This is a genomic window from Rhizorhabdus sp. P4_G5, from assembly GCF_056401065.1.
Genome location: NZ_JBFUKB010000011.1, coordinates 38,514 through 57,930, shown reverse-complemented (window position 1 = coordinate 57,930; position 19,417 = coordinate 38,514). Strand labels below are relative to the sequence as shown.

At 67.1% G+C, this 19,417-nt stretch carries 14 protein-coding genes; 9 read left to right on the top strand and 5 right to left on the bottom strand.

Annotated features, from left to right (window positions below):
* Positions 1-179 precede the first annotated feature (179 nt).
* Positions 180-1,742 carry an ATP-binding protein gene (locus tag AC1DQK_RS17005; protein WP_477872669.1) on the top strand — a complete coding sequence of 521 codons (1,563 nt, stop codon included), beginning with the start codon at positions 180-182 and terminating at the stop codon, positions 1,740-1,742.
* 19 nt (positions 1,743-1,761) lie between these two features.
* Here AC1DQK_RS17005 and AC1DQK_RS17000 read toward each other — a convergent pair whose 3' ends face one another.
* The gene (locus AC1DQK_RS17000; RefSeq protein WP_477872917.1) at positions 1,762-3,384 is read right to left on the bottom strand and encodes a DUF885 domain-containing protein; all 1,623 of its coding nucleotides are present in this window, start codon (positions 3,382-3,384) and stop codon (positions 1,762-1,764) included.
* A gap of 260 nt (positions 3,385-3,644) precedes the next feature.
* Between AC1DQK_RS17000 and AC1DQK_RS16995 the strand changes: the two genes are divergently transcribed.
* Genes AC1DQK_RS16995 through AC1DQK_RS16985 form a run of 3 tightly spaced genes read left to right on the top strand, consistent with a single transcriptional unit; the run spans position 3,645 to position 7,134 of the window.
* A complete protein-coding gene (locus AC1DQK_RS16995) occupies positions 3,645-5,174 on the top strand; it encodes a peptide ABC transporter substrate-binding protein (protein ID WP_477872667.1) in 1,530 nt (509 codons plus the stop codon).
* Entirely contained in the window at positions 5,171-6,658 is a 1,488-nt protein-coding gene (locus AC1DQK_RS16990) for an ABC transporter substrate-binding protein (RefSeq protein WP_477872665.1), read from the top strand. The genes AC1DQK_RS16995 and AC1DQK_RS16990 overlap by 4 nt, the downstream gene beginning before the upstream one ends.
* A 32-nt stretch (positions 6,659-6,690) precedes the next feature.
* Positions 6,691-7,134 (top strand): DUF4112 domain-containing protein, encoded by a 444-nt coding sequence (locus AC1DQK_RS16985; protein ID WP_477872663.1) that lies wholly within the window; start codon positions 6,691-6,693, stop codon positions 7,132-7,134.
* A 19-nt stretch (positions 7,135-7,153) separates the two neighbouring features.
* Here AC1DQK_RS16985 and AC1DQK_RS16980 read toward each other — a convergent pair whose 3' ends face one another.
* From AC1DQK_RS16980 to AC1DQK_RS16970, 3 genes are all read right to left on the bottom strand, one after another.
* Entirely contained in the window at positions 7,154-7,873 is a 720-nt protein-coding gene (locus tag AC1DQK_RS16980; protein ID WP_477872661.1) for a DsbA family protein, read from the bottom strand.
* Between the two features lie 32 nt (positions 7,874-7,905).
* Positions 7,906-9,240 (bottom strand): M48 family metalloprotease, encoded by a 1,335-nt coding sequence (locus tag AC1DQK_RS16975; protein WP_477872659.1) that lies wholly within the window; start codon positions 9,238-9,240, stop codon positions 7,906-7,908.
* A gap of 127 nt (positions 9,241-9,367) precedes the next feature.
* The gene (locus AC1DQK_RS16970; protein WP_477872657.1) at positions 9,368-12,022 is read right to left on the bottom strand and encodes an Rne/Rng family ribonuclease; all 2,655 of its coding nucleotides are present in this window, start codon (positions 12,020-12,022) and stop codon (positions 9,368-9,370) included.
* Between the two features lie 530 nt (positions 12,023-12,552).
* Here AC1DQK_RS16970 and AC1DQK_RS16965 point away from each other — a divergent pair.
* Together AC1DQK_RS16965 and AC1DQK_RS16960 are read left to right on the top strand one after the other, a co-directional pair.
* A complete protein-coding gene (locus tag AC1DQK_RS16965; protein ID WP_477872655.1) occupies positions 12,553-13,737 on the top strand; it encodes an N-acetylmuramoyl-L-alanine amidase in 1,185 nt (394 codons plus the stop codon).
* 158 nt (positions 13,738-13,895) lie between these two features.
* Positions 13,896-16,373, top strand: coding sequence for a penicillin-binding protein 1A (locus tag AC1DQK_RS16960; protein WP_477872653.1), 2,478 nt, complete (start codon positions 13,896-13,898; stop codon positions 16,371-16,373).
* Here AC1DQK_RS16960 and AC1DQK_RS16955 read toward each other — a convergent pair.
* Positions 16,370-16,501, bottom strand: coding sequence for a hypothetical protein (locus AC1DQK_RS16955; protein WP_477872651.1), 132 nt, complete (start codon positions 16,499-16,501; stop codon positions 16,370-16,372). The genes AC1DQK_RS16960 and AC1DQK_RS16955 overlap by 4 nt on opposite strands.
* 49 nt (positions 16,502-16,550) lie before the next feature.
* Between AC1DQK_RS16955 and prfB the strand changes: the two genes are divergently transcribed.
* From prfB to AC1DQK_RS16940, 3 genes are all read left to right on the top strand, one after another.
* Positions 16,551-17,678 carry a peptide chain release factor 2 gene (gene prfB, locus AC1DQK_RS16950; RefSeq protein WP_477872649.1) on the top strand — a complete coding sequence of 376 codons (1,128 nt, stop codon included), beginning with the start codon at positions 16,551-16,553 and terminating at the stop codon, positions 17,676-17,678.
* A 134-nt stretch (positions 17,679-17,812) separates the two neighbouring features.
* Positions 17,813-18,082 carry a hypothetical protein gene (locus AC1DQK_RS16945; RefSeq protein ID WP_477872647.1) on the top strand — a complete coding sequence of 90 codons (270 nt, stop codon included), beginning with the start codon at positions 17,813-17,815 and terminating at the stop codon, positions 18,080-18,082.
* Between the two features lie 169 nt (positions 18,083-18,251).
* A complete protein-coding gene (locus tag AC1DQK_RS16940; protein ID WP_477872645.1) occupies positions 18,252-19,415 on the top strand; it encodes an efflux RND transporter periplasmic adaptor subunit in 1,164 nt (387 codons plus the stop codon).
* Positions 19,416-19,417: the final 2 nt, after the last annotated feature.

Sequence of the window (19,417 nt, the reverse complement as noted above, 5' to 3'; positions counted from 1 at the left end):
GAGCAACCACAGGATAAGGCCCTTGCCCATTTTCTAACTCCTCGGAGCCGCCGCAACGAAACCGCACGACAGGCTTGTGAAGTGAGAACGACCCTGTTCCGCGACCGTTCCATCTTCCTGTGCGAGGCAGCTTCGGTTACCCCTGTGCCGATAATCGACAAGCGTAAGGGGAAGCGCGGGTGATTTCGACGATCCAGCAACTGCTCGGCGGCGGCTACGCGCCCCATGGCTATTGCCTGCTGTGGCAGCCATGGCTGATCTGGACCATGGCGATCTCCGACAGCCTGATCGCGCTCTCCTATTTCTCCATTCCGATCGCACTGGTCACCTTCCTGCGCCGGCGCCCGGACGTCGAGTTCAGTGGCATCTTCTGGCTTTTCGCGCTCTTCATAATGGCTTGCGGCCTGACTCACGTCGTCGCGTTGTGGAATCTGTGGAACGGCGCCTATCAGGTCGAGGCGATCGTCAAGCTGATCACCGCGACCTCGTCGGTACTGACCGCCGTCCTGCTATGGCCGTTGCTGCCCAAGGCGATCGCGCTGCCGTCGCCAACCCATCTGCGATTGGCCAACGAAAGGCTGCGCGCGGAGATCATCGAGCGGGAGAAGGCCGAAGCGGCGCTGCTCCAGGCCCGCAAGATGGAAGCGATAGGCCAGCTGACGGGCGGCATCGCGCATGATTTCAACAACCTGCTCCAGGCGGTGAGCAGCAGCCTCGACCTGATCGCGTCCCGCACCGCGAACGACGAGCGCGCCCGGCATCTGGTGGACATGGCCTTGTCCGCGGTCGATCGCGGACGACGGCTAACCAGCCAGCTGATGGCTTTCTCGCGCGTCCAGCGGATCGCGCTCAGGCCGGTCCGCGTCGCCGACCTGCTCGTCGACATCAAAGAGCTGCTTGCGCGCACGATCGATCCTTCGGTCGAGCTGAGCTTCGACATCGAAGAGGCTCCGCACGCCGTGCTGGCGGATAGCGTGCAGTTCGAGCTGGGGCTGCTCAACCTGGCGCTCAACGCACGCGACGCCATGCCGGGCGGCGGCAAACTGCACATCGCCGTGCGGAATCGCCATCTCGAAGGCCGCGACGATGTCGACGATGGCGACTATGTCGGCATCACCGTCACCGATACCGGCATCGGCATGACACCGGACGTGATCGCCCGCGCGTTCGAACCCTTCTTCACCACCAAGGCGGTCGGGCAGGGTTCCGGCCTGGGGCTGAGCATGGTGTTCGGGATGGCGCGCCAGAGCGGCGGTACCGTCACCATCGAGTCCGCGCCCGACAGGGGCAGTTCGATCACGGTCTTCCTGCAGCGAGCCGACGCCGCGCTCGCTTCCGCGACGACGCCGCGGCACGCATCGCCTCACGAGATCCAGCACCTTGCCGGACTCAAGATCCTCGTCGTCGACGACGAGCCCATGATACGTGAGGTCCTCGCGGAGATGCTCCGCGGCTTTGGCTGTACGGTCAGCACCGCGGAGAATGGCGGGCAGGCACTGGGCGAGATCGATGGGAACCCGCCCGAGGCCCTCCTGCTCGACTTTGCGATGCCCGGCATGAACGGCGCCGAAGTGGCGCGCGCCGCGCTCGCCCGGCGGCCCGACCTGAAGATCGTCTTCGCTACCGGCTTCGCGCAGTCCGACGCCATCGACGCGGCGGTCGGCGATGAGGCGATCATCCTGCGCAAGCCCTTCTCGCCGGGAGCGCTCTCGGAGGCCCTGCGGAAAGCTCTGTCGGCCTGAAACGGGGCGAACGCCGAGATCAATTCGGCAGAGGCCAGGGCCCTTTCCCGCCTTCCGCGATGAATCGGTCGGTCCGCGCCGTGATCACAGGCAGCGGCACCGAGCCGAGCGACAGGATCATGTCGTGGAAGGCCCGGATGTCGAACCTCTGCCCCAGCGCCTGCTCGGCCCGCGCGCGCTCCTTCTCGATCTGGAGCTCGCCGAGATAATAGGACAGCGCCTGTCCCGGCCAGCCGATATAGCGGTCGACCTCGGTCTCGATCTCATGCTCGGACAGCGCACTATTGTCCTTCAGGAAGGCGATCGCCCGGGCACGGCTCCAGCCCTGGGCGTGGATGCCGGTATCGATCACCAGCCGCGCCGCGCGCCACATCTGGTAGCTGAGCATGCCGAAGCGCTCATAGGGCGTCTCATACATACCCATTTCGACGCCGAGCTTCTCGCAATAGAGAGCCCAGCCCTCGCCATAGGCCGAGATATAGGTGTAGCGGCGATAGTCCGGACGGTCCTCATTTTCCGCCGCCATCGAGAGCTGCCAGCTGTGGCCGGGCGCGGATTCGTGCAGGGTCAGCGCGGTCAGCTGGAACAGCGGCCGCGAGGGCAGGTCATAGGTGTTGACCAGGTAGCGATCCTGCCCACCCCGTCCGGCCGTGTAGTAAGGCGCGATGTCTGGCGGCACCGGCACGATGCCGAAGCGGCCGCGCGGCATGCGTCCGAACCAGCGCGCCGCTCTGCCGTCGAACTGCTTGGCGATCCACGCCGCGCGATCGAGCAGCGCCTGCGGCGTGGTGACATAGAATTGCGGATCGGTGCGCAGGAAATGGAGAAAGGCGGGAAAGTCGCCCTGAAACTTCACCTCCTTCATCACCATGTCCATCTGCGCGCGGATCTTCGCCACCTCCGCCAGCCCGATGCGATGGATCTCTTCCGGCGGCAGGTCGAGGGTGGTGTAGGCGCGGACCTGGGCGCGGTAATAGGCCTTGCCGTCCGGCCAGCTTTCCGCGGCCAGTCCCTCGCGGAGATGCGGCAGATAATCGCTGCGCATGAAGGCGAGCAGCGATCCATAGGCCGGAATGATCCGGTCGCGGATCAACGCCTCCGCCTCGGCGCGCATTGCCGCTTGCCGCGCCGCCGGGATCGTCGCCGGCATCGTCTTGAACGGCTCGAACCAGAAAGTGTCGGTCGGCGATTTCGCGCCGGCGATCGCAGCGATCGACGCATCGCGCCCCGCCATGACGACCTTGGGCGGGGCGAAACCGCGCTTCAGGCCCGCGCGCATATTGGCGATATTCTGGGCGAAATAGCGCGGGATGTCGCGCATCAGCGACAGCAGGTGCGCGGCATCGGCCTCGCCCCGCAAGGGCTGGCGCGCATAATAGCCGATGTCGGCCCAGAAGGCGCTGTCGGAGTTCAGCGGCTTCTCGAAATCCCGAAAGCGCTGAGCGTCGAGCAGCGTGGCGATCTGCGCGCGATAGACACCATAATTCTCCTGCCGGGCCGGCGACAGTGCGCCGGGATCGATCGCATCGAGCTGCGCGAGCGTGTCGGTCCATGTCGCCAGGCGCGCCTGCTGGGTCTGTGGGCTCTCGTCCGGCAGGTGCGCCGGGATGCCGCCCTTGTTCGCCTCTTCGCTCTGCAGCATCTGCTGCCGCCACGCCCATTCCTGCGCTGCAAGCGCCTCGAAACGGTCGTCGGCAGGGTTCGCCGCGACGGGAGTCGCGAGGGACAGCAGAATCGCAGACAGACAAGCTATTTGAGCGCGCACGCCACTCCTCTCCTCGTCATCAACTCAATATGTGCTGCTGGCATATCGCAGTCGAGCGTTGGCGATGACGAAGATTTTGCGCATGATGGCGGTTTGGGGTTGAGCCTTGCGATACCATCGGGCCTAACCGGCCACAGATGCGCCGCTGCCTCCTCCCGCTCCTGCTCCTCCTCGCCGCATGCCATGGCGGCATCCGCGAGCCGTTGCCGAAGGATCGGCTGGTCCGGCTCGCCGACGACGAGGTCAAGAGCCTCGATCCGCAGAAGGCATCGGATCTTGCCAGCATCCGCGTCGCCCAGGACCAGTTCGAGGGCCTCACGCGCATGGATGGCAGCGGCAGGGCCGTGCCCGGCCTGGCGGCTGGCTGGTCGGTTTCCCCAGACGGCAGGCGCTGGCGTTTTCCACTGCAGCCCGGCCTCGTCTTTTCGGATGGGCGTCCGATCACGCCCGCCACATTCGTCGCCGTGTTCGCGCGGCTTCGGGATGCCCGGACAGCCTCGCCCAGCGCGAGCCTGTTCGCCGATATTGAGGAGATCACGACGGCAAGCGACAGCGTCGTCATCCGCCTGGGCGCGCCGATGCCCGCGCTGCCCGCGCTGCTGGCGCTGCCCGCGCTGGCGGCATTGCCGGTCCATCGCATCGCGGCACTCGGAGACGGCTGGACCGCCGAGCGGCCGCTCGTCACCTCCGGGCCGTATCGGCTGGAGCAGTGGCGGCTCAACGAGCGGATCCGGCTGATCCGCAATCCCCATTGGCATGGCGGGCGCGCGGCCATCGCGGAGGTGGAGTGGCGGCCGGTGACCGACCGGCTGACGGCGCTGCGCAGCTTTGCCGCGGGCGAGGCGGACACCAGCAATGATTTCCCCCCGACGCGCGCCGCCTGGATCGCGCAGCGCCTGCACGGCACGGCACACGTCGCGCCCTATAACGGCAGCTATTATTTCATCTTCAACACCACCGCCCCGCCGTTCGACGACGCCCGCGTCCGCCGCGCCCTGTCGATGACGGTCGAACGGCCATGGATAGCGGAGAAGCTGATCGGCCTGGGCACCCTGCCCGCCTGGGGCGTGGTGCCGCCGGCGGTGGCGGGCGCTCCCGGCGGTTATCGTCCGGCCTGGGCGGGCTGGAGCCGCGAGCGCCGACAGCTGGTTGCGCGCGGCCTGCTGGCGGCGGCGGGCTACGGCCCCGGCCGCAAGCTGATGTTCGACATGCGATTCAACAGCGACGCGGATCATCGTCGGGTGGCGGTGGCGATGGCGGCGATGTGGCGGCCGCTGGGCGTCGAGGCGTATCTTCTCAACAGCGAGGCGTCGCTGCATTTCGCCAGCCTCCGCCGCCGCGACTTTGCCTTCGCGCGGTCCGGCTGGATCGGCGATGTCCCCGCGCCGGAGAATTACCTCGCGATCCACCGCTCGGACGCCGGCCCGCTCAACTATGCGGGCTATGCCAGTCCCGCCTTCGACGCCGCGCTCCATCGGGCGATGGACACCGCCGACGCGGCGGGCCGCGCCAGGGCAATGCGCGCGGCCGAGGCAATCCTCGTCGAGGACGCCCCGCTGGTCCCGCTCTACCACTATGTCAGCCGTGCCCTGGTTGCCCCGCGCGTCGATGGCTGGCACGACAATGCACCTAACATGCACCCCAGCTGGACCCTGCGCTTGAGATGATGCGTAAAGCCCCGATCGCGCTCTTTGCCGCGCTGCTGCTCGCGAGCTGCGGCGGCGGCAACGAGGAGCAGGTTACGGTCAGCGTGATCGGCCGCGAGACACGCCTGCGCGATCCGGCCAATATACTGCCCCGGCAGGCCGACGCAGCGCTGCTCGGCGCCGTCGCCCAGGGGCTGGTGGGCATCGACGCCGGGGGGCAGGTCCAGCCGGGGCTGGCGATTCGCTGGGCGATTTCCGACGATGGGCTTTATTATACCTTCCGGCTCGACCGCGAGCTTGCGGATGCCGGGAGGGTCGCGAGCCAGCTTCGCACGCTGTTGCGGCGCTATGCCGATGGCGCGCTGGGCATCCGCGTCGATGGCGTCCGCGAAATCGTCGCGGTCACCCCCGAGGTCATCGAGATCCGGCTTGCCGCGCCGCGCCCCGAACTGATGTCGCTGCTCGCCAGTCCCGCCTTCGCGCTGCTGATCGACGGCAAGGGCACCGGCCCTCTGCTGATCGACGGCAAGGTAGGCCGGCTGACCAGCTTGCGGCCGAAGGGCGGCAAAGGCCCCGACGAGGATGGCAAGGCCGAGGCCGCCGCCCGGCGCCGAGTCCATCTGCGCGGGGAGCGGGTCGCGCTTGCCGTGTCGCGCTTCGCCAATGGCGAGGCGACGCTCGTCACCGGCGGCGGCTATGACGATTTCGTCTACACCCGGCTGGCCAATATCGCGCCGCGCAACGTCCAGGTCGATCCCGCAGTCGGGCTGTTCGGCTTCCGCGTGGCCCGCAGCTCGCCGCCGCTGATGGCGGTCGAAATGCGCCAGGCCCTGGCCATGGCGCTCGACCGCGATGCGATCGGCGCCGCGCTCGGCGTGCCGGGCTGGCGCCCGGTCCAGTCGATCCTGCCGCCGGGGCTGACCGACGTCGCCGAGCCGACACGGCCTTTCTGGGCCCAGGCTTTCGCCGATGTTCGCGGGTCCGACCGGCAGGCGCTTGCCGGCCGCGTGGATAGCGCGCGGCGGATCGTCGGAATCTGGCGCGCGCAGCATGGCGTGGACGGCGCGGTGCGGCTGAACCTGGCCATGCCCGAGGGGCCCGGGTCGGCGATATTATTTGCCGCCATCCAGCGGCAATGGCGCCGGATCGGCGTCGAGGCGAAACGGGTCGGCCCGCGCGATGCCGCAGAGCTTCGGCTGATCGACGAAGTCGGCCCAGCCGACCAGGCCGATTGGTTCCTGGCCCATTTCCTGTGCGACAGCGGCCGGCCCTGCAGCGAGGAGGCCGACCAGGCGTTCCGGGCCGCCCGCAGCGCCACCGAACCGGTGCTGCGCGCCCGGATGATCGCGGACACCGAGCGGCGCATGACGGCCGTCGCCCCGTTCATCCCGATCGCACAGCCGGTGCGCTGGTCGCTGGCCGCGCCCGACCTTCCGGGTTTTCGCCTGAACCCGCGCGCGGTCCACCCCCTCGCACCGCTGATCGGGAACCAAAGCAACCGTTGATGCGATCAGTCGACACCAACTGGAGAATGAGCATGAGACGCCCCACCCCGGCCGATTTCGACGGGCTATCCGATCGCATGCCCGGCCTGGGCCGCGACCCCGCAGCGGTTCGCCGCCGGGTCGAGGCGATGGAAGCATTGCTCGAACGAATGTTTGTAATCCCCGGCCTCAATCGACCGGTTGGGCTCGACGTGCTGCTCGACATGGTACCGGTCGTCGGACCGGCCATCGCAGCGGTGATGGGGAGCTGGCTGGCCTGGGAGGCGCGCAGTCTCGGCATGTCGAAATGGCAGCTGGCCCGCATGTTCGGCAATGTCGGCCTTGATCTGCTGCTCGGGGCCATCCCCTGGGTGGGTGCCATTCCCGACTTCTTCTTCCGCTCGAACAGCCGTAATCTGCGGATGATCAAACGCCACCTCGACCGCCATCATCCGGCGAGCGCGACCATCGAAGGCACGGTCGAGCCGGGGCGCTGACCCTCAGCCAAGCCACATGTCAGGTCCGGCGTCGCGCCTGGTCGATCGCCTGCTTCAGCGCATCGTAGCCGACAGCGCCTTTCAGCACCTGGCCGTTGATGACGAAGGTCGGCGTTGCCAGCGATTCATCGACCTTGCCAGCCAGTTCGAGATTCTTGCGGAGCTCGGTCTCCACCGCCGCGCTCGCGGCATCGCGCCGGAGCCTGCCGGCATCGAGTTTCAGTGAGCTCAGCACCGCGGTCACCTTCGCCGGATCGGGCCGCCCGGCGGCGAACATCCGCTGATGGAAGGCCCGGAACGCGCCCTGCTGCGCCGCTGCCAGGCTCGCCCTGGCAGCGATTTCGCTGCCAGGCCCCAGGATCGGTATTTCGCGCCAGACGACCTTGAGATGCGGGTCCGACGCCAGCAGCCGATCGACATCGGGCAGACTCGATCGGCAATAGCCGCAGGCATAATCGGTGAACATCACCAGCGTGACATCGCCATTCTGGTCGCCGGCCCAGGCGGACGCGAACGGCGTTTCGAGCGCAGCCTTGTTGCTGGCATAGGCGTCCTGGCCCTGCCTTGCGCGCAGCCTTTCCATGGCCTGAGGAATGATTTCGGGATGGGCGAGAATATAGTCGCGCACCACCATCTCGATCTCGGCCTTGCCGGCGGGCGCGTCGCTGCGTTGATGCGCCAGCCAAGCGGCGCCGCCACCGAGAAGGAGCGCGGCGCCGGCACCGATCGTCGCGGCCATGCGGCGGTTCCGGAGCATATGATCCTTGATCGTCATTTCTTGCGGTCGCTTGCTGCGGCGCGCGACGACAGGGCGATGTCCTCCGCGCGCAGATAATCGGGCGTGCCGCGCGGGATCCGCGCCATTGCGGCCTCGGCGCTGGCCATCGCCAGCCGGCTGTTGCCGATCAGCGCATAGCGTTCCGCGGTGGCGAGTTGCGCGCGAGGCTCGTCGCCGAGCTGCGCATAGGCCATGCCGAGCGTATACCATGCAAAGGGATTGTCACGGTCGCGCGCGACCGACACCTTGAGCACGTCGCGCGCCTCCTTGAGATTGGCGGGATCTTCGGTCGCGACCAGCGCATGGCCGAGCAGCGACGCGATGAGCGGTGCCCCGCGCGATCCCTGCACCGCGAGCCGCAAGGGTGCGAGCGCCTCCAGCGGCTTACCCGATTCCAGCAAGATCTGGCCCTGCAGTTCGCGATAATAGGGATCCTTCGGTGCCAGGGCGACCAGCTTGTTCACCTCTTCGACCGCCTTGTCGGGATAGGCGCCGCGGTGCCATGCATAGGCCCGCGCATAATGCGCCGGCGCGCTCTGGTCGGTCTCGGGATATTTGCGCAGCGCCGTGGTCGGATCGTCCATATAGCCGACCAGCTTGGCCTTGATCCGCTGAAACCGCGCGTCGAGCGCCGGATCGGTCTTGTGGTTATAGCTGGGCGATTTGATCACGTCGTTCGACAGCGCGGCCTCACGATCCCCCGACATCGGGTGGGTCTGCATGAACGGATCGATCTCGGCATAGGTGGAGGCGTAGCGGAACTCCTCCTTCTTCAGCTTCAGGAAGAAGCTGAGCATGCCCTTGCCCGACAAGCCCGCCTTGTTGAGGAAACCCACACCGGCAGCGTCGGCACTGGCTTCCTGCACCCGGTTGAAGGCGAGGAATTTGCCCATCGCGGCCTGCTGGCCGGCCATCATCACGCCCATGCCGGCGTCGCCCGCGCCTGCCGCCATCGCCGCGGCGCCCAGCAGCAGCGACAACAGGGTGATGCCGGTCGCCGCCTTCGCGCCTTCACCGAACCGAATGACGTGGCCGCCGGTGATATGGCCGAGTTCATGGGCGATCACGCCCTGAACTTCGCTGGTGTTGTCCGCGGCCTCGATCAGACCGCTATGGATATAGACCGCCTGCCCGCCGGCGACGAAGGCGTTGATCTCCTTGTCACCGACCAGGATGATGTCGACGTTGCCGGGCTGCAATCCGGCTGCCGCAACGAGAGGTGCGGCGATCTCCTTGAGATAGGCCTCGGTTTCGGCATCGCGCAGGATCGACTGCGCCATGAGCGGCTGCGCGCCGAGCGATATCGAAAGCCACAGGAGCAGCAGCATGCGCAGAGCTTGGCGCAGATGTCTCGATGATGCGGGAAAGCGGCCCATGCTCATCCGTCCTCGCGCAGCGCGGCTGAACCGCGCGTGAAGAACGACGGGCCAGCCGGAGCCGGCCCGTCGATCATCTTCAGGCGCCGAAGGTGCGCTGCCACCAGCCGCGGCGAGGCGATCCTGCCTCGCCCTCTTCATCCGATGCCGAATCATCGGCACCGATCGTCTCGGCTTCGGCCGGCGCGGCCACCACGTCGGCGGCTTCGCCAGGCGCGGCCTTGGCGCGGGCGCGGCTGCGGCGCTTGGGCGCCTCAGCAGCGACGGGCACCTCGACCGGAGCCGCTTCGGCTTCAACCTCGAGCGCGACCGCCGGCTCGCCGGCGTCCGGCTCGGCCGCCTCTACGGCCTCGACCTTCTTGCGGCGTCCGCGGCGCGGCTTGGGCTCCTCGGCAGCCGGTTCGGCCGGCGCAACGATCTCCTCGACCGCCGCCACCGGCGCTTCGACCGGAGCGGGAGCAGGAGCAGCTGCGACATCACCCTTGCGGGCGCGCGGCCGGCGACGGCCCTTGGGGGCGGCCTCCTCGGCTGGCGCAGCGTCCTGCGGCTCGAGCGCCGGAGCGGGCAGTTCCTCGGACATCACGGTCTCGATCTGCTCGGCCGGCGTGCCCTCGGCAGGCGCGCCTTCGCCACCGCGACGGCGGCCCGAGCGTCGGCCACGGCGACGGCCACGGCGCGGTTCGCCGCCGTCCTCGCCACCGGGCGCCTCGCCATTCTCTTCGGCGGCCTCGCGGGCGTCCTCGGCTTCGGTCACGTCCTCGCCATCGGCCTCGGCGCCCTCTTCGGCGACTTCAGCATGACCGTCCTGCTCGCGGCCACGGCCGCCCCGACGGCGACGACGGCGACGGCGACGTCCACGGCCATCGCCACGATCACCTTCCTCCTGGCCCTCGGCGTCGCCGCCTTCAGCCTCGGCCTCGAGTTCCTCTTCTTCCTCCTCGATCTCATCGTCGATGAGATCGTCGTCGGCTTCGATGAGCATCGGCGTCGGCAGACGCGGCGCATGGCTCGGCGGCGGGCCGCCGGCCTCGACGCTCATCCGCGCGCCTTCGAGCGTCCCGTCCGACAGGATTTCGATCATCACGCCATAGCGATCCTCGATCTCGGCGAGTTCGGCGCGCTTGCGGTTGAGGACGTAGAGGGCGGCTTCCTGGCTGGCGCGCAGCATCAGCCGCGAGCCGCGGCCGCGGGCGGCCTCGTCCTCGAGCATGCGCAGCGCCGACAGCCCCGCCGACGAGGCCGTGCGGATCAGGCCGGTGCCCTCGCAATGCGGGCACTGACGGGTCGATGCCTCGAGCACACCGGTGCGCAGGCGCTGGCGGCTCATCTCGAACAGGCCGAAGCTGGAGATACGGCCGACCTGGATGCGGGCGCGATCGTTCTTGAGCGCCTCCTTCATCGCCTTCTCGACCTTACGGATATTGGAGTTGTTCTCCATATCGATGAAGTCGATGACGACGAGCCCGGCCATGTCGCGCAGCCGCAGCTGGCGGGCGATCTCATGCGCGGCCTCGAGATTGGTCGCCGTGGCGGTCTGCTCGATATTATGCTCGCGGGTCGACCGGCCCGAGTTGATGTCGATCGACACCAGCGCCTCGGTCGGGTTGATCACCAGATAGCCGCCCGACTTGAGCTGGACCAAGGGCTGGTACATCGCCGCAAGCTGGTCCTCGACGCCGAAGCGCTGGAACAGCGGCACCGCGTCGGCATAGAGTTCCACCTTCTTGGCGTGGCTCGGCATCAGCAGCTTCATGAACTGGCGCGCCTGGCGGAAGCCTTCCTCGCCCTCGACGATCACCTGGTCGATGTCGCGATTATAGATGTCGCGGATCGCCCGCTTGATCAGGTCGCTGTCGCCATAGATCAGCGCCGGCGCGGACGAGCTCAGCGTGTTTTCGCGGATCTCGTCCCACAACCGGGCGAGATAGTCGAAGTCGCGCTTGATCTCGGTCTTGGTGCGCTGAAGGCCCGCGGTGCGGACGATGCAGCCCATCGTGCGGGGCAGGTCCAGCTCGGCCATGATCGTCTTCAGCCGCTTGCGATCGGCCGCGTTCGAGATCTTGCGGCTGATGCCGCCGCCATGGCTGGTGTTCGGCATCAGCACGCAATAGCGGCCGGCCAGCGAAAGATAGGTGGTGAGGGCAGCGCCCTTGTTGCCGCGCTCTTCCTTGACGACCTGGACCAGCAGCACCTGGCGCCGGCGGATCACGTCCTGGATCTTGTAGCGGCGGCGCAGGTTCATCCGCCGCTGGCGGAGATTCTCGACGGCACCGTCGTCGGAGCCGCCGCCTACCGATTCCCGGCGCGTCCGCGGCCGTTCCTCGCCACCCTCTTCGCCTTCCTCGCCATGGTCATGGCCGTCGTCCTGATCGTGATGATCATGGCCGTCGTCCTCGCCCTCGTCGAAGTCCTCGTCATGGTCGGAATCGCGGGCGCGCAGCGCCTCTTCCTCGGCGGCGTGCTCGGCCTCCTCGCGCAGCAGCGCTTCGCGATCCTCCTTGGGGATCTGGTAATAATCGGGGTGGATTTCCGAGAAGGCGAGGAAGCCATGGCGGTTGCCGCCATAATCCACGAATGCCGCCTGTAGCGACGGTTCGACCCTCGTTACCTTGGCGAGATAGATATTTCCCTTGAGCTGCTTGCGCTCGGCAGACTCAAAGTCAAATTCCTCGATGCGGTTCCCCTGGACGACGGCCACGCGGGTTTCCTCCCGGTGGCGTGCGTCGATTAGCATGCGGGTTGTCATTCAATATTCTCCAGGCGCGTGGGCCGGCGAAGACGCCGGGCCTGCACGCGCGATATGATGAAGAGGAGGCGCCGGGCGGTGCGGCAAGCCGCGTCGCATCCGAGCGCATCATCGATGGTGAAAGAAAGGTGTTCGCAGCCGCCGCGTGGTCATATCCGGCGCGCCGCGCCGGAAAGCAGGCGCCGTTCCACACGCCGCCAACAATCTGGCAGCGTTCGGAGCGGGGCGAAAAATGACTCATGCGATCGTCAACCTGTTGCGCCGTCGCGAAATCACGACGACAGGCCCGGCACGGCGCTCGCGATCCGCGCATTGGGTGCGCATCGGCCGAGATCCGGACAAGCGGTGCTAGCATCCGGCGCCGGTCGGGGCAAGCATCACCACACTGGACAAGAGCCGCCCAGCTTTGGTTAAGTGTCAGGGCTGTCGGCGTTTCAGGACCGGCCGTGTATCGCGGGGCCACTTTGCCAAGACCAAGTTCCAGCCGGCGCCTCGCCCTTTGCCTATGTGCGCTCCTGATGCTTTTCGCGCCCGCCGCGGCGCGGGCGGCGGCGGCGATCACCGCCATCGACATCGGCGAAATGGCCATCACGCTGCGCTTCGACAAGCCGGTCGCAACCGCTTCCGCCTTCATGCTGTCCGCACCGCAGCGCATAGCCGTCGATCTGCCGGGCACGCGGATGGGCCGGGTCGCGGCATCGGGCGGGCTGATCGCGTCCACCCGCCACGGCCAATATGATCTCGATACCGCGCGGGTGGTGTTCGAGCTCAACACGGCGGCGGTCGTTTCCGACGCCAGCTTTTCCGCCGATCATCTTTCGCTGACCCTGACACTGAAGCCGGTCAGCGAAAGCCTGTTCGGCCGGGCGGTGCGCAAGGGCCGCCAGCTGTTCGGCCTCGACCCACCGAAGCCGGTCGATGCACGGGCGCCGCAACGGGGCGGCATCACCGTGCCGCTCGATCCGCCGGCCCCGTTGCAGGTCCCGGCCGTCGTCGGCGCGAGGGGCAGCAAGCGGCCCCTGGTGGTGATCGACGCCGGCCATGGCGGCCACGATCCGGGATCGCAGTCGACCGACGGCGCGACCAAGGAGAAGGATATCGCGCTGGCCATCGCCAGGGCGATCCGCGACGAGCTTGCCGCCTCCGGCCGGGTCCGCGTCGCGCTGACCCGCAGCGACGACCGCTTCCTGGTGCTGGGGGAACGGCGCGAGATCGCGCGGCGGCTTAAGGCCGACCTGTTCATATCCGTCCACGCCGACAGCGCCGTCAACACGGCTGCGCGCGGCGCCAGCATCTACACTCTCTCCGAAGTGGCCTCGGATCGCGTCGCCGCGCAGCTCGCCGCGAAGGAAAATCGCGCCGACATTCTCAACGGCGTCGATCTGGGCGGCGAGAACAACGAAGTGTCGTCGATCCTGCTCGATCTTGCCCAGCGCGAGACGATGAACATATCCTCCCAGTTTGCGACGCTGCTCCAGCGCGAGATGGAGCCGACGATCCACTTCAAGGACGACGCCCACCGCTTCGCCGGGCTGATCGTGCTGAAGGCGCCCGACGTGCCGTCGGTGCTGCTGGAAACCGGCTATATCTCCAACCCCGACGATCTCGCGCTGCTGCTGTCCAAGGACTATCGCCGCAACATCGCGATCGGCGTGCGCAAGGCGATCGAAACGCACTTCGCGCGCAGGCTGACGGGCGAATGATGGAAGGTTTAGCCCGTCATCCTAGCGAAAGCTGGGATCTCACTGCCTTTCCGCGGCAAAAGCGAAAGGAGATTCCAGCTTTCGCTGGAATGACGATGAGGGGAGATCGATGGAGCTCTTCTCCTTCCAAACCCCATCAAAACTGCTAGAGCCCCGCCGTGGTCAGCATCCCCAAATTGCACAACCCCCTTCGCGGCTGGCGCGCCGAAGCGCGTCGGCTCTGGGCGTTCCGGAGCTGGCGCTGGACCGGCTATGTGCTGTGGTCGGCGGCGCTGTTCTGGCTGCTGATGTGGTTCTTCTTCGCGCGCGGCCTGCCCTCGGCGGATGCGCTGCTCGCCTATGAGCCACCGCTGCCGACCAATGTCCGCGGCTATGACGGCGAGCCGATCGCCGATTTCGCGCGCGAGCGGCGGGTCCAGCTGTCCTATGCCGAATATCCGCCGATGCTCGTCGACGCCTTCATCTCGGCCGAGGACAAGACCTTCTTCCATCATCCCGGCATCGATGTGGGCGGCCTCGCCGGCGCGGTATGGGACTATGCGACCAAGCTCGGCAGCGGCCGCCGCGCCAAGGGCGGCTCGACGATCACCCAGCAGGTCGCCAAGAACCTGATCGTCGGCGACGATTACTCGATCAAGCGCAAGGTGCGCGAGGCGATCCTCGCCTTCCGGATCGAGGATGCCCTGACCAAGCAGCAGATACTCGAACTATACCTCAACCAGATCTTCCTCGGCCGCAACGCCTATGGCATCCAGTCGGCGAGCCGCGCCTATTTCCGCAAGGATGTCGGCGACCTCACCCTGCCCGAGATCGCCTATCTGGCGATCCTGCCCAAGGCGCCGTCCAACTACACGGTCGAGCGCAACGCCGATCGCGCCATCGAGCGGCGCAACTATGTGCTCCTGAAGATGGTCGAGAACGGCTTCATCACCGAACGGCAGCGCGCCGCCGCCGCGGCCGCGCCGCTGGGCGTCGTCGAGCGCTATGCGCCGCGGCCGAGCGTCGGCGGCTATTTCATGGAAGAGGTCCGCCGCGAGCTGATCGACCGCTACGGCCAGAATGCATCGAACGGGCCCAACGGCATCTATTCAGGTGGGCTGTGGGTGCGCACCTCCTATGACGGCAAGGTGCAGGATGCGGCCGAAGGCGCGCTGCGCGACGGGCTCGTCCGCTTCGAGGCGGCGGCCGGCTGGCGCGGGCGCATCGCGAAAATCGACACCGACGGCAACTGGGCGCGCGCACTCGCGACGCTGAACGTCGGCGCCGGCTATGCCAACTGGTTCCCCGCCGTGGTGCTGTCGCGCGACGGCTCGGCGGCGGAAATCGGGTTCGAAAATGGATCGCGGGGCACTTTGCCGAGCTGGGGCGCAACGATGCCCAAGGCCGGAGTCGGCGGCCGTGCGTTCGATTTCCTGAAGCCCGGCGACGTGATCGTGGTACGGCGCGAAGGCGACGGCTGGACGCTGCGCAGCATCCCCAACATTTCGGGTGGGATGGTGATCCAGAACCCGCATACCGGCCAGGTGCTGGCGATGCAGGGCGGCTTCGACTCGCGCGGGTCGTCGTTCAACCGCGCAACCCAGGCGAGGCGCCAGCCGGGATCGACCTTCAAGCCGTTCGTCTATGCCGCCGCGCTCGACAACGGCATGACTCCCGCCTCGATCATTATCGACGGGCCTTTCTGCGTGTTCCAGTCGGCGCGGCTCGGCCAGAAGTGCTTCAAGAATTTCTCGGGCGCCAATGCCGGGCAGCAGACAATGCGCTGGGGCGTCGAGCAATCGCGCAACCTGATGACGGTGCGCACCGCGAGCCAGATCGGCATGGACAAGGTGGTGCACACCGCCAAGGTGATGGGAATCGGCGAATATCCGCCCTATCTCGCTTATGCGCTGGGCGCGGGCGAAACCACGGTGATGCGCATCGTCAACGCCTATTCGATCTTCGCCAACCAGGGCCGCGCGCTCGAGCCTACGCTGATCGACTATGTCCAGGATCGCAACGGCAAGATCATCTGGCGCGCCGACAAGCGCGCCTGCGAAGGCTGCAACATGCCGCAATGGGACGGCAGGCCGATGCCGCGGCCCAAGCTGCGCGCCAAGCAGGTGATCGATCCGATGACCGCCTACCAGATGCTCCACATCATGGAAGGCGTGGTCCAGCGCGGCACCGCCACGGTGCTGCGCGACCTCGGCCGGCCATTGTTCGGCAAGACCGGCACCTCGTCGGGCCCGACCAACGTCTGGTTCGTCGGCGGCTCGGCCGACATGGTCGGCGGCGTCTATCTGGGCTATGACAATCCCCGCTCGATGGGCGGCTATGCGCAGGGCGGCACGATCGCTGCGCCGATCTTCCACAGCTTTGCCGCCAAGGCGATGAAGGACATGCCGGTCGTCCCGTTCCAGGCGCCGGCCGGCATCCGCATGATCCGCATCGACCGCAAGACCGGCCGCCGCGTCTTCGGCGCCTGGCCCGACGGCAGCTATTACAGCCCGGTGATCTGGGAAGCGTTCAAGCCGGAGAGCGAGCCGCGGCGAACGATCCGCCGCGACGAACTCGCCAAGCGCACGGCGGCGGCGCCGCGCAAGACGACCTCGACCGACAGCGAATTCTTGCAAAGGCAGGACGGTATCTACTAGGTCAGCGGCAAGTTTCCGTCACGAAGCAGCGGCAGGAAATCATCGTCATGCTGAACTTGTTTCAGCATCCACTCTTCAACCCGAGAGCCGCGCTTGCGGCACGGTGGATGCTGAAACAAGTTCAGCATGACGGAATCAATGTGGGTTCATCCCCTATCCTATGCGAAGGAAATTGTCATGCGCGCCGAAGCGCAAGCCAGTGTCGATCAGATCAACCAGGCGATGGCGCTCGTCCGCCGTTTCCTGGATTGGGACCGTGCGCTTCGCCGGCTCGACGAGCTCAACAACCGCGTCGAGGACCCCAAGCTATGGGACGACGCCAAGGCCGCGCAGGAGGTCATGCGCGAGCGGCGCAGGCTCGACGAGGCGGTGCAGGCGGTCAAGGCCATCGAGCAGGAATGCGCCGACACCGTCGAGCTGATGGAAATGGCCGAAGCCGAGGGCGACAATGCGCTGATAGACGATGGCGTCAAGGCGCTGGCCGCGCTGGCGGAACGCGCCGAGAAGGACAAGATCTCAGCATTGCTCGCCGGCGAGGCCGATGCGAACAACAGCTATATCGAGGTCAATGCCGGGGCCGGCGGCACCGAAAGCCAGGATTGGGCCGGCATGCTCCAGCGCATGTACAGTCGCTGGGCCGAGCGCCGCGGGCTGAAGGTGGAACTGGTCGACTTCCACGCCGGCGAGCAGGCCGGGATCAAGTCCGCCACGCTGCTGATCAAGGGCGAGAATGCCTATGGCTATGCCAAGACCGAGAGCGGCGTCCACCGTCTGGTCCGCATCAGCCCCTATGATTCGGCTGCCCGGCGGCACACCAGCTTCGCCAGCGTCTGGGTCTATCCCGAAGTCGATGAGGACATCGACATCGAGGTGCTCGACAAGGACCTGAAGATCGACACCTACCGCTCGTCCGGCGCAGGCGGGCAGCACGTCAACACCACCGATTCCGCGGTGCGCATCACCCATATCCCGACCGGCATCATCGTCGCCTGCCAGAACCAGCGATCGCAGCATAAGAACAAGGCCGAGGCGATGAAGCAGCTGAAGGCCCGGCTTTACGAGCAGGAACTCCAGCGCCGGGAGGCCGAGACCATGGCCGGCTATGCCGCCAAGACGGAGATCGGCTGGGGGCACCAGATACGCTCCTACGTCCTGCAGCCCTATCAGATGGTCAAGGATCTGCGCACCGGCGTGACGTCGACCGCGCCTTCGGACGTGCTCGACGGCGATCTCGACCGATTCATGGCGGCGGCGCTGTCGCAGCGCGTGTCTGGCGAAACCGTCGAAGTCGAGGATGTCGACTGATCCGGGCGCGTCCGCCCTTGGCGGCACGCTCACCGGAATCCTTTCGCTTCGATGAAGCGAGCGTTCAGCTAAGCTACTGCATTGCAGGCGTAGTTCTTCTCCTACCGCGGGGCCGGTAGAGAGAGGAGACTGCGATGACCTTCACGAAGATATTTGCCGCCATCGGCCTGACCGTCGCGGCGCTGGGCATGAGCGGCGCCGCCAATGCGCATGACCGCTGGGACGACCGCCGCTGGGACCATGACCGCCGATGGGATGGTGACCGCCGCTGGGATGGTGACCGTCGCTGGAGCAGTGAGCGGCATTGGCGGGAGGAACGGCGCTGGGACCGCCGCCATGGCTATCATCGTGCCCGATGCTGGACGGAGTGGTATCGCCACCATCGCGTCCGCGTCTGCCGCTGATCGGATTTCGCTGCACTGCACATCGCCGATCCCCTCCCCAAGGAGGGGGGAGACGGTGATGTAACGGTTCCGACACCTCAGAATTTTGCAACTGCACAACGCAACGATTGTTTAACCCGATCGGTACCGGTAGCAGGGTGACATGCCCGGCGTTCGCGAAGGTTGCACGATGAAGAACCCTGTGGCGGGCCGTCGCGATTGGCTCGTTATCGCCGCCTGCGGATTACTGCTCAGCTGTTCCACGGACAAGCCTGCGCCTCCCGCCCCCGAGGCGGGCTATGTGGTCATGAAGGCCGAGACCGTCCCGCTGTTCGTAGAGCTGGCGGGGCGCACCTCCGCCTATGAAATGTCGGAAGTTCGCCCGCAGGTGTCGGGCATCGTCAAGGCGCGGCTGTTCACCGAAGGCAGCATCGTGCGCGCCGGCCAGACGCTCTACCAGATCGATCCCAGCCTCTATCGCAGCTCGCTCAACCAGGCCGCTGCCAATCTCGAAAATTCTCGCGCCCAGCGCGAAGCCGCCGCAGCCCGGGCCGAACGGCTCAAGCCGCTTGCCCAGATCGAGGCCGTCAGCAAGCAGGATTACACCGACGCGGTCGCCGCCGCACGCCAGGCCGCGGCGCTGGTCTCGCAGAGCGCCGCCCAGGTCGAGACCGCGCGGATCAACCTGCGCTTCACCAATGTACCGGCGCCAATCGGCGGCCGGATCGGCCGCTCGCTCGTCACCACCGGCGCACTGGTTTCCGCGGCGCAGACGGATCCGCTGACCACGATTCAGCGGCTCGATCCGATCTATGTCGACATCCAGCAATCGAGCGCCGAGCTGCTTTCGTTGCGTCGCCAGATGGCCAGCGGCGGGGCGGCGCGCTCATCCGCAGCGGTCAGGCTGAAGCTCGAGGACGGCAGCATCTACGATCAAGCCGGCCGGCTTGAGTTCGCCGAAGCGATGGTGGATCCCAACACCGGCACCGTCACGCTGCGCGCCCGATTCCCCAATCCCGCCGGCGTGCTGCTGCCGGGCATGTATGTTCGCGCCACCCTGTCACAGGCGACCGCGCGCAACGCGATCCTGGTGCCGCAGGCCGGCGTCAGCCGCAACCCCAGGGGCGAGGCGACGGTGATGCTGGTCGGCTCCGACAACAAGGCGATCCTGCGGTCGATCGCCGCCGATCGAACCGTCGGCGACAAATGGCTCGTCACCGCTGGGCTGAAGCCCGGCGACAAGGTCATTGTCGAAGGCCTCGGCCGAATCAAGCCAGACCAGACGGTCCGCGCGGTCCCGGCCGGCTCGCCGCCGCAGCCCCAGGGCAATGGCGGCCAGGGCAAAGCCGGCTGACC